The organism is Kiloniella spongiae (genome assembly GCF_001026905.1).
Taxonomy (GTDB): domain Bacteria; phylum Pseudomonadota; class Alphaproteobacteria; order Kiloniellales; family Kiloniellaceae; genus Kiloniella; species Kiloniella spongiae.
The window spans coordinates 77,084-88,610 of record NZ_LAQL01000015.1; the positions used below are offsets into that span (position 1 = coordinate 77,084).

Annotated in this window: 8 protein-coding genes; 6 read left to right on the top strand and 2 right to left on the bottom strand. The window is 46.3% G+C overall.

The window, feature by feature from the left end:
* The first annotated feature begins 42 nt into the window (after positions 1-42).
* The 5 genes from hisS (at position 43) to WH96_RS21555 (ending at position 5,646) form a co-directional block, all read left to right on the top strand.
* Positions 43-1,287 carry a histidine--tRNA ligase gene (gene hisS / locus WH96_RS17635; protein WP_047765538.1) on the top strand — a complete coding sequence of 415 codons (1,245 nt, stop codon included), beginning with the start codon at positions 43-45 and terminating at the stop codon, positions 1,285-1,287.
* A 62-nt stretch (positions 1,288-1,349) separates the two neighbouring features.
* The gene (gene hemA, locus WH96_RS17640) at positions 1,350-2,720 is read left to right on the top strand and encodes a glutamyl-tRNA reductase (protein ID WP_053006114.1); all 1,371 of its coding nucleotides are present in this window, start codon (positions 1,350-1,352) and stop codon (positions 2,718-2,720) included.
* 2 nt (positions 2,721-2,722) lie between these two features.
* Positions 2,723-3,799, top strand: a complete 1,077-nt coding sequence (gene prfA / locus WH96_RS17645; RefSeq protein ID WP_047765539.1) for a peptide chain release factor 1 — start codon at positions 2,723-2,725, stop codon at positions 3,797-3,799.
* 49 nt (positions 3,800-3,848) lie between these two features.
* The gene (prmC, locus tag WH96_RS17650) at positions 3,849-4,712 is read left to right on the top strand and encodes a peptide chain release factor N(5)-glutamine methyltransferase (RefSeq protein WP_047765540.1); all 864 of its coding nucleotides are present in this window, start codon (positions 3,849-3,851) and stop codon (positions 4,710-4,712) included.
* A gap of 187 nt (positions 4,713-4,899) precedes the next feature.
* The gene (locus WH96_RS21555; RefSeq protein WP_204248234.1) at positions 4,900-5,646 is read left to right on the top strand and encodes a DUF4167 domain-containing protein; all 747 of its coding nucleotides are present in this window, start codon (positions 4,900-4,902) and stop codon (positions 5,644-5,646) included.
* Positions 5,647-5,718: 72 nt separating this feature from the next.
* Here WH96_RS21555 and WH96_RS17660 read toward each other — a convergent pair whose 3' ends face one another.
* Positions 5,719-6,474, bottom strand: a complete 756-nt coding sequence (locus WH96_RS17660; protein ID WP_047765541.1) for an MOSC domain-containing protein — start codon at positions 6,472-6,474, stop codon at positions 5,719-5,721.
* A 610-nt stretch (positions 6,475-7,084) separates the two neighbouring features.
* Here WH96_RS17660 and clpB point away from each other — a divergent pair.
* The gene (clpB, locus tag WH96_RS17665; protein WP_047765542.1) at positions 7,085-9,676 is read left to right on the top strand and encodes an ATP-dependent chaperone ClpB; all 2,592 of its coding nucleotides are present in this window, start codon (positions 7,085-7,087) and stop codon (positions 9,674-9,676) included.
* Between the two features lie 119 nt (positions 9,677-9,795).
* On the opposite strand, the gene WH96_RS17670 is transcribed toward clpB, so the two are convergent.
* Entirely contained in the window at positions 9,796-11,283 is a 1,488-nt protein-coding gene (locus tag WH96_RS17670) for a M23 family metallopeptidase (RefSeq protein ID WP_218045083.1), read from the bottom strand.
* Between the last annotated feature and the right edge of the window lie 244 nt (positions 11,284-11,527).

Consider the following 11,527-nt stretch of genomic DNA (forward strand, 5'->3'; position numbering starts at 1 on the left):
TAACCCATATTCTTTTTTGTTTCTTTCAGGAGAACCCTAACGATGTCTTCTCTGCAACCTGTTCGCGGTACGCATGACCTTTTTGGCGACGATATGCGTCGACATCGCGAAGTGTTGAATATCGGGCGCGAGATTGCCAATCGTTTCGGGTACGACGAAATTATTACGCCTATTTTTGAAAAAACAGAAGTCTTCAAGCGTACCTTGGGTGATACTTCTGATGTTGTCACCAAAGAGATGTATACCTTCGCCACCAAGGGCGGGGATGAAATTACACTGCGCCCGGAAAATACCGCAGGTGTTGCCCGTGCTTTTATGTCCAACGGACTAAGCCAACAGTTGCCCGTTAAGTTCTTTTATGGCGGCCCAATGTTTCGCCATGAGCGCCCGCAAAAGGGTAGACAGAGACAATTCCATCAGGCTGGTGTCGAACTTCTGGGCGTTGATAAGCCACAAGGGGATGTCGAGATTATTTCTCTTGGCGTGCATTTTCTTAAAGAACTTGGCGTCTATGAGAATACGACGCTGGAGCTCAATACACTTGGGGATGTTGAAAGTCGTCAGGCTTATCGTACCGCGTTGATTGAATACTTCTCTGCGTTCAAAGATCAGCTTTCGGAAGATAGCCTGAGCCGACTAGAGAAAAACCCACTGCGGATTCTGGATTCAAAAGACGAAGGTGATAAAAAGCTTGTGGTAGATGCGCCTGTTTTCTCTGACTATCTCAATGATTTGAGCAAAGATTTTTTTGCACAGGTCAAAAATGGTCTGGATGCATTGGGTATTTCTTATGAAATAAACCCGCGTCTTGTACGGGGGTTGGATTATTACTGTCACACTGCTTTCGAATTTACTACGTCGGCACTAGGGGCTCAGGGTACTGTTCTGGCCGGTGGTCGCTATGATGGATTGATCAAAACCATGGGCGGTCCAACAACCCCGGGTGTTGGTTGGGCCTCGGGCATTGAGCGTTTGGCTATGTTGATGACACGTCAGGTCACCGAGCCGAAGCCAGTTGTTATTATTCCTATGGGGGAAGCCGCAGAAGCAAGGGCGCAAACTCTGGCTGATGAACTCAGGTATGCGGCATATCGTGTCGAAGTTGGATTTAGTGGCAACCTTAAAAAGCGTTTGAACAGGGCTAATAAACAAAATGCCTGTGCTGCGATTATTATGGGGGATGATGAACTGGCTGCGAATTCTGTAACGCTTCGTGATCTTTCAAGCGGTGAGCAAGAACTTGTTAAGCTTGATGTTTTGGCTAACAAGCTGACGGTTTATCGCTGAACTGTACAGATCCGGCAAAAGAGGCCTAAAATGACCTCTCTTGCTTACAATCGTGATAACGTATGAATTCAGTTCCGCCCTTTATACCTGAGCACCCTTTGATCGAACGCTCTGATCAGTTTGATCAGCTGGCGATTATTGGTGTCAGCGCAAGGACAGCAGGGCGACGTTTGCGCGATACTCTTTTTGTTGAAGAACCGGATTATTCATCGATCCTTGATAAATTAAAGAGCGATGACAAACGAAGCGTTGTCTTGATTGCAACCTGTGAACGATTTGACTTTGTTCTAGGCCAACTCGGAAACGAAGATATTGATTTTTATCAAAATATAATCGCGCAAGAAGCTAATGTCGATCTGGAGACATTTCAGAAACAGAGCTATCAGCACACGGGATTTGATGCTTTACGCCACCTTTTTGCTGTTGCGGCATCACTGGATAGTCTCATTGTCGGAGAGCCGCAAATTTTAGGGCAGGTGAAAGAATGTCATCGTGTCTCTAAAAGCTTGGGGTTAACGGATAGTTTTCTTGATAGCGTATTTGATGCCAGCCTTGTTTCTGCAAAGCGTGTCCGAACTGAAACGACAATTGCGCAACAACCAATTTCTCTCGCATCTTCGGCCTTACAGGTTGCCCGCGGTATTCATGGTGATTTGACAAGATGCACGGTTTCTTTAATCGGTAGTGGTGAAGTCGGGGAATTGCTCTGTCAGGAATTCAAAGGCGTCGGTATTGGTAACCTTGTCATCACGCACCCCAAAATCGGACGCAGTCAAACGGCAAGCTTTCGCCTCGGAGGGGAGGTTTGTCCTTGGAACCAGCTGGATGATCTGATTTTCAGAAGCGACATTGTTTTGTCTGCATATGGCGGTGGTGACCACATTCTTTCAACGCTGAATGTTGGCGGTGCTCTTCGTAAAAGAAAGCGGAAACCCGTTTTCTTTATTGATACCACAGCCGCACGGGATATTGCCCCGGATGTGAATGATCTGGATGGCGCTTATTCCTATAATCTTGATGATCTTGAAAGCGTCGCCAAGCAGGGTAAAGTTCACCGCGAAGCTGCAATGATGGCGGCGTGGAAGGTGCTTGGTGATGAAATGCAAGCTTTCATCCGGGCAAAAGCAGAAAGGCAGGCCGTTCCTGCCATTGCCGTTATTCGCAAACATTTTGAAACACTACGATCACACGTTTTGCTTGAAGCTGGCGAAAATGCGGATGCTGCAACCCGGTTGTTGATTAATCGGCTATTGCATAATCCTCAGGTGGTCTTAAAAGAGATTGCCAGGGAAGACCCCGATGGACATGTGCAGTTGGAACAATTGCTTTATCGGTTTTTTGGTATAGAGACTGCTCTACCTGATAATGGTAAAGAAAATGATGAGTCCACAGGAAGCTGTGAACTCTTAGAGAATGATGGAAAAGAGGACTGAACGTGAAGTTCGATGAAAAGCTAGATGCTGTTGTTGCCCGATATGACGAACTAAATGCGGTTATTTCTACTCATCAGGATCCTGGGTCTAATGAATATACCAAGCTATTACGGGAATTATCCGAACTAACATCTGTTGTTGAGACGGTTCAGGAACTGCGTGCCCTGCAAACTGAGATGGCTGACTTGGCTGAGATGTTAAGTGATCCTGATGGGGATACCGAAATGCGTGAGCTTGCGCAGGAAGAATTCCTGGAGCTGAAGCAAAAGTTACCTGAGATGGAACAACAGGTACAAATTATGCTGCTTCCCAAAGATTTGGACGGCGAGCGTAATGCCATTCTCGAAGTACGTGCCGGAACCGGTGGCGATGAAGCTGGCCTTTTTGCATCTGAGCTATTCAGAATGTATCAACGTTATGCAGAAGCATCTGGTTGGCGCTTTGAGGCGTTGGACTATTCAGAAAATGGAATTGGTGGAGTCAAGGAAGCGACAGCCTTGATTACCGGCACAGGCGTGTTCTCTAATCTGAAATTTGAATCTGGTGTGCATCGAGTTCAACGGGTGCCGGTAACTGAATCTGGTGGGCGTATTCATACGTCAGCGGCGACAGTTGCGGTGATGCCTGAAGCGCAGGAAGTTGATGTTGAAATCAATCCGGCGGATTTGCGTATTGATACCTATCGTGCACAGGGTGCTGGTGGACAGCATGTTAATACGACGGATTCTGCTGTGCGTATAACACACGTTCCAACGGGTGTTGTTGTTCAATGTCAGGATGGTCGCTCTCAGCATAAGAATAAAGAGCAGGCGATGAAAATGTTGTTGACCCAGATTTATGATAATCAGCGTCAGGAACAGGAACAAGAACAGGCAGCAAACCGTAAGTCACAGGTCGGGAGTGGTGATCGTTCTGAAAGAATCAGAACTTATAATTTCCCCCAAGGTCGGGTAACGGATCACAGGATTAACCTGACACTTTATAAATTGGATAAGGTAATTGCAGGTGAAGCGCTTGATGAAGTGATTAATGCACTTATCGCTGAAGATCAGGCTGAACGCCTTGCCGAAATACAGTGATCTTGGTCCACGTTTAAAAGATTGATCAGTTTTCAAAATGACTTCTTCCATGGCGGAAAATCCTAAGACGATTGCCGATTGCTTACAGCTTGGAGGTGCGCAGTTATCTGCGGCAGGGATTGATAACGCTCGCTTAGATGTTCGCTTATTACTCGCAGAGGCTATTTCTAAGGAAACGTCTTATCTCTTTGGCTATCCAGAGAAAGTTCTGAATGATAAAGAGTTCGATCATTTTCAGTCGATGATTGATAAGAGATTAAAGCATGAACCTGTGTCTAAGATCATAGGGCGTAAAGAATTCTGGAGCCTTAATTTTAGGGTTTCCCATGATACGTTGGATCCTCGTCCGGACAGTGAAACTCTCATCGAGGCTGTTCTCGAAAGCGTACCGGATACTACAAAAGCAATTAAGATTCTTGATTTGGGTACTGGAACAGGTTGCCTTTTGCTTGCTCTCTTGAGTGAGTTTCGTGCAGCTCAGGGGCTGGGTGTTGATATCAGTGACAAAGCACTTGCCGTCGCAAAAGAAAATGCTGTTTCTCTTGGTTTATCTGACCGAGTAAGCTTTCAAGCAGGGGATTGGTGTGAAGGATTGGTGGGTGATTGGGATATTATTATATCCAATCCTCCCTATATCGGCTTCGATGAAAAGATGGCTCTGTCGCCTGAAGTCTTAAACTATGACCCCGACTTAGCTCTTTTTGCGGACAATAACGGGATGAAAGATTATGAAGATTTAATTCCTCAAGCTGAAGCAATCTTGGGCGAAGATGGTTTGCTTGTCATCGAGGCCGGGCAAGGACAAGCCGACGGTATCAATGCTTTAATGTCTGGTGCCGGACTTGTGATTTATCCCCCAAAAAAGGACCTTGGCGGGATCTCCAGAGCCTGTGTGGGACGCAAAAGCATTTAATAAATAATATAAAATTCACATTTAGGGCTTGGAAAGCTCGGGATATAGCTTTACGGTGTAACAATAAGCAGGGGCGTGGGGTGCCCCGGGGGTATTTGCCGACAATTTGATATACACGTCGTCAGGGTTTAAAGCTCGTGACGTTTGTCGATACCCACGATTTAGCATTTAATTTAGCTTGCGAATGATGAGACAGCAAAATTCAAACAATTCGAACCGTCGCCCGCGTGGCCGGTCAAATAATAATAATCGGAAACCACAGCAATCACGTAATGGTGTCTTCGATAGTAATGGACCTGGGGGACGTATCCGTGGAAACGCCTCACAGTTAAAGGAAAAGTATCTTCAGATGGCACGTGATGCTGCTGTCGGTGGAGATCGCGTAGCCGCGGAATCCTTCTATCAGTTTGCAGAACATTATTTCCGTGTCATTAATGATTCAACGGATCCTAATTCAGGCCGTAATAATCAGCCTGATAACAATTACCGGAATAGAAGTGCGCGAAATGCGCAGGATGATGATGGGAAAGCTGTTGATGGGAACATTTCTGCTGAGAACGAAGCAGATGTTCCGCCAGCAATCGTATTGAATGACGAAAGTCCGGCGACTGAAGAAGAAAGTTCCAAGCCTGCACCAAGAGGCAGAGTCCGGACACGTCGCCCTCGATATGAGGCTTCCGACGAAACCAAATCTGAAACAAAGCCTTCAGAGAAGGCTCCGCTCGAGATTAAAACAAATGAGGCTCCTGCTGAGGCAGCCCCTGCTGTTGTTGAGTTGCCTTTAGGAACAGAAGAGGCGCCTGCTGAGAAGCCAAAACGGAGAACTCGTACACGGAAAACGGCTGATACCGAGACTGGCGAAGTGAAAACGCCTCGCCCAAGAGGACGTCCTCGTAAAAATCCGATTGTAAAAGACACGACCGAAACAGCTTAGTTTTGATTTAACTGTCTGACTGTTTTATCATTCGCTTAGTATAATATTATGCACCAGTTGATTTGATTGCGCTTAGCCAATCGTCACTGGTGCATTTTTTTGTATAAGACCACCTGTTTTCACACTGGCATAAATGCCCATATTTCTGTGGCCGAAACCTGCTTGGAGGCTTTTGGGTATATTAAGATCAACATCAGCTGTATCCAGGTTTACATTGGTAGCCGAACAGCGTCCGATGTGGGATTTAATCGCCAGAGTGATGTCGCCAACTCTGATTTCTTTCCCGATCCAGTTATTTTCTTCCCATGCCTTAAGTCCTTGGATGTAGAGGTTTCCTCTAAACCGCATGGGGTCAACAGAATTTCTGACAACACGCTCAAGATCTTTAACACTTTCGATGTTAATAAGAGAAATCTGTAAGTCAGGAATGTCTGTAAACGCATTGGTATTGTTTTCCACGATCTTTGGTGCGCCACGAACATCAGGTTCAAGAAAACTGGCCAGAAACTGTTCCAATAGCATGCAGCCGGTTTGGTCGGTTAATTTTCCCCTGGATACTCTTTTGCCTTTGCGCAAGAGAGTGAGTATTTCGGTGTTTTCGTCAAATTCTGATGTTAACTGAGCGAGCTTTGGGTTTTTTGCTAACATCACAAAGTGTTTTTTTGAAAGCCATGTGGGGCCATCAGGGAATTCAGTTGTGCCATGAGCGATGGCGAATCGTCTGTCGTAAGGAAAAAGTTTACTCGCTTTGACCGTTACCTGGTCCAGTTCTTCCGCACTAAGACCCTTAACAGGATAGCGGTAGATTGATTTGATGAATGCAGACATCTTTTTCCCCGATTTTTTTCTATTGTGTTGGCTATAGATTATTTTTCAAGCCTTTAATGGTTTTACCAATCTGCCCCCTGCTTTTAAGCCAATTATTGTCGCGAATAATGATCATTAAACAGTAGGTGGGGAATTTACTAACTGAAAATAAATAAAAATTTTTTTAAATGAGAATGATTTTCAGTTGCATAATGTTTTTTCGTGAGCTAACTTCCTTCTTGTAGTTCCTACCGAGGAAGACAACACAGCCTCTTCGGCGAATATCGCCAAAACGTATTGGTTTGTGCTCCTTCTGGGTATGTACTCATCTCTCCTGACGTAACTATGGGATTTCCCAACCCTGCCTTCGGGCAGGGTTTTTTTTGTCTAGTTTTAACGAATCTGCTCATGCGATGGGGTGGCTTAAAAAGCTTTCCATTTCAGGGATGTATCTCTTAAAAATCCCAAAAGAAGATCCTTGTATCCATCAGATCTGATGCACATATATTGGGTGACGGGTGATATTGATCAGCGTCAGAGTTCCATCATGCTACTATTGTGGGTGATGGGTGGATTGGCATCAACGGTTGTGTGCTGCAGATGCAGGCATAGCGGAGAGGGCTTTAAGAGTATGAATTTAAATAGTTACACTGAAAGAACCCAAGGTTTTATTCAGGCTGCGCAAGGACTAGCGCATCGTAGCGATCATCAGCGGTTGACACCGGAACACATGCTTAAGGTGATGTTGGACGATTCTGAGGGTCTTGCTGCAAATCTAATCACTGCTGCAGGTGGAAACCCGACCAAGGCGCGGGAAGATATTGACCGTGCATTGGCGAAGTTACCAAAAGTGAGTGGCCAGGATGTTGGACAGGTATATCTTGCACCTGAAACAGCACGTGTCTTTGAACAGGCAGAGCAGATCGCAAAAAAAGCCGGTGATAACTATGTCACTGTCGAACGGCTTTTAATTGCACTCGCGCTATCCAAAGAGGCAGAATCCGGCAAAATTCTTAAAAGTGCAGGCCTTACGGCGCAAAACCTCAATGCAGCCATAAATGATTTACGCAAAGGACGAACTGCTCAATCTGCTTCTGCAGAAGACAGTTATGAGGCCTTGAAAAAGTATGCACAAGATCTGACTAACATGGCACGGGAAGGAAAGCTTGATCCCGTGATTGGGCGCGAGGAAGAGATTCGTCGCACAATTCAGGTGCTTTCAAGACGTACCAAGAATAATCCAGTTCTGATTGGTGAACCTGGTGTTGGTAAAACGGCAATCATCGAAGGGCTTGCTCTTCGGATCGTGAATGGTGATGTGCCCGAAAGCCTCAGGAACAAGCAGCTTATGTCACTTGATCTGGGGGCAATGGTCGCTGGTGCGAAATACCGCGGAGAATTTGAAGAGCGCTTGAAAGCTGTTTTGCAAGAGGTAACCGAAGCAAGCGGGGAAATCATCGTCTTTATTGATGAGCTTCATACCCTGGTTGGTGCGGGGAAAACAGATGGGGCAATGGATGCTTCCAATATGCTAAAACCCGCTTTGGCACGGGGAGAGCTGCATTGTGTGGGGGCTACAACCCTTGATGAATACCGTAAGTATATTGAAAAGGACGCAGCATTAGCGCGACGCTTTCAGTCCGTTGTTGTTGAAGAACCAAATGTTGAAGATACAATTTCGATTTTGCGTGGATTGAAAGAGAAATACGAACTGCACCACGGTGTTCGAATTACAGATTCGGCTCTGGTTGCGGCGGCCTCACTTTCGAATCGCTACATAACGGATCGATTCTTGCCGGATAAGGCGATTGATTTAGTTGACGAGGCGGCTAGTCGCCTACGGATGGAGGTGGATTCCAAGCCGGAAGAGATTGACGAGATGGATCGCAAGCTGATTCAGCTGAAGATCGAGCAGTCGGCCCTGCAGAAAGAAAGCGATAAAGGCGCCAAAGATCGCCTCGACAAGTTAAAGTTTGAAATTGCTGAACTGGAAGAGAAAAGCAACACGCTTACCAGCCAATGGAAATCGGAAAAAGACAAGCTTGCTGGAGCGCAGAAGATCAAGGAAGAGCTTGAACAGGCGCGTATAGAACTTGAACAAGCTGAGCGAGATGGCCGTTTGGAAAAAGCCGGTGAGTTGAAGTACGGGCGATTACCCGAATTGGAAAGGGCTTTGGTTCAGGCTGAAGAAGCTGGTGATAGTCACATGCTGAACGAAGAAGTCCGTGAAGATGCGATTGCTGGGGTGGTCTCCCGTTGGACAGGTATTCCTGTCGATAAGATGCTGGAAGGTGAAAGAGAGAAGCTTCTTCAGATGGAAGATCTTCTTAGAAAACGTGTAATCGGACAGGATGAAGCGATTGTTGCTATTTCTAATGCCGTTCGACGTTCCAGATCTGGTCTTCAGGATCCCAGTCGTCCTATTGGCTCTTTCCTTTTCTTGGGACCGACAGGCGTCGGGAAAACAGAGCTAACGAAAACTTTGGCATCATTCCTGTTTGATGACGAGACGGCGATGGTTCGTCTGGATATGTCAGAATACATGGAAAAGCATGCTGTCTCTCGCATGATTGGTGCGCCGCCAGGATACGTTGGTTATGAAGAGGGTGGTGCCTTAACCGAAGCAGTGCGCAGGCGTCCTTATCAGGTGGTGTTGTTTGATGAGGTTGAAAAAGCTCATCCGGATGTTTTCAATGTGCTTTTACAAGTACTTGATGACGGACGTTTGACAGATGGGCAGGGACGCACGGTTGATTTTAGCAATACCTTGATCATCATGACCTCTAATCTAGGATCGGAAGTCTTGGCGAATCAACCAGATGGCGAAGACAGTTCTGCTGTTCGTGAGCAGGTGATGGAAGTCGTCCGCGCTTCTTTCCGGCCTGAATTCCTGAACCGTCTGGACGAAGTCCTTCTGTTCCATCGTTTGGAGCGTCGTCACATGAGCTCTATTGTTGATATTCAGTTCGGCCGACTGCAAAAGCTTTTGGCAGACCGGGATATAAAGGCAAAACTAGATGATGAAGCTACTGAGTGGTTTGCAGAAAAAGGCTATGATCCTGTTTATGGAGCGCGTCCTCTTAAGCGTGTGATTCAGCGTGAGTTACAGAACCCATTAGCTTCATTGCTTCTGGAGGGAGCCATCCATGATGGCGAGCAGTTAAATATTTCTGCTGAGGATGACGTGCTGACAATCAACGGCAGAAAGCTTGCAGTTACCTAATAGAGTTACCTAATATATTACCGTTTCTCTGATCCGTTTGATCTTTTAACGGAATGAATAAAAAAGGACCGCTTGATCCAACAAGCGGTCCTTTTCTGTTTTGGGATAAGGAATCCTGATCAGTTTGTTTCAAGCTTTGCAATAGCTGCGGGGTGTTTTAGATCTTTAATCATCTTATTGATCTTGGCTTTTTCACCCTTGAACTTCTTAAGGTCAGCTTTCTTTAACTTTTCACCTGCGGGCAGTTTCACACCCAGTGGATTAACCTGACGACCATTGAATAGCACTTCGTAGTGAAGGTGCGGTCCGGTAGAGCGACCTGTTGTGCCGACATAGCCGATTACCTGTCCCTGACGGACACGTTTGGATTTACGAATCCCTTTCGCAAAGCCTTTCATGTGGGCGTAGGCTGTTTCATAGCCGCTGTGATGACGAATTTTTACGTAGTTACCAAAACTGCTAAAACGGTTCGCCCGAAGAATAACGCCATCACCGGCTGCATAAATTGGTGTGCCGCGCGGGGCTGCAAAATCCACACCTTTATGCATCTTGGTATAGCCAAGAACCGGATGTTTGCGTTTACCAAAGCGGCTGGAAAGGCGCGCACCATCGACAGGTGTTCTCATCAGGGCTTTCTTTGCTGACTGGCCTTTTTCGTTAAAGTAATCAGTAAAGCCACTAGAAGGCGTGAATCGATACAGCTGCAAATCGTCGCCAGATAGGTTCAGCTTGCCATAAAGCATGTCACCTGTGCGAGCGAGATTACCGTCTTCATCGTAGTAGGCTTCGTAAACGACCTCGAAGCTATCGCCCTTTTGAATCTCGCGCTGGAAATCGACATCAAAGCTATAGGCCCTGATCATCTTGATCATGATGTCGTTGGGGACGTCAACGTTCGTGGCTGCAAGATAGAGACTACTTGTAATCTCGTTTGCACTACGCGCCATCTTCATGGTCAGGGGACGTTGGATTTCTTCCGCGATATATGTACTGTCTTCGCCTTCGGTGGTGCTGACTTTTACAATGCGCTCAACGCTTGGCTGAAACTGCATAGCGCGTAAAGGTCCGACATCACGCTCTTTTTCTTCGACCACAGGCTTTTTAACCGTCGGGTCTGATGGATGCGCGAAGGTAAGGGCAATATCAAGTCCGGGTCTGATCTTCCGTGGAGAATAGACATCAGTCAGGGCTGTGATGGCACCATGTGCTTCAGAGCGGGTTGCACCTGCGGCAACCAGCAAGCTCATGAGTGTATCACCGTGGGAAACGGTTACCATCTTTTCGATATCACTGGGTTCCAGTATATCAGCAGCAGTTTCCGTCGGAACGGCCCCAACAGCTATATACTCACTTGTCAGCAAATCCGTTTTTAGAGTTGCGACAACTTCTGGTGATGCAACGGTGATTTCTTGCGTGTTGGCATTGGCAATGATGGATCCATCTTTACCCATTTCAACAGAGGCTGCTTTTGATTGGTTTGTAACCTGCTCTTCTATAGGGGTACTACTGGAAAGCCAGAAATAGATTCCGCCAAGGGCGAGAATCGAAAGGCTGCCTCCGAGTGCTGCATTAACCATAAAAGTAGGTGTGTGGAATCTATTCTTCACACGTAGTGCTCCGGAATCCGTGACGACATACGGCCGTATTCGATGTTGTTGTTATATAGAATCTCAATACTCTGCTGGGACAAGGTGATGTATTTATGGATTCCTGTCAATGTTTACCCGATTCTGTTTTTCAAGAAAGTCCCCCTTTTCTGCGGGGTTTACGGCACAATTGTCGCAAACAAGAGGCAAGATGATGGAAAAAAGTAAATAAAATGCAAAAAGGTCTTTGACAGTGTTGTTGTAG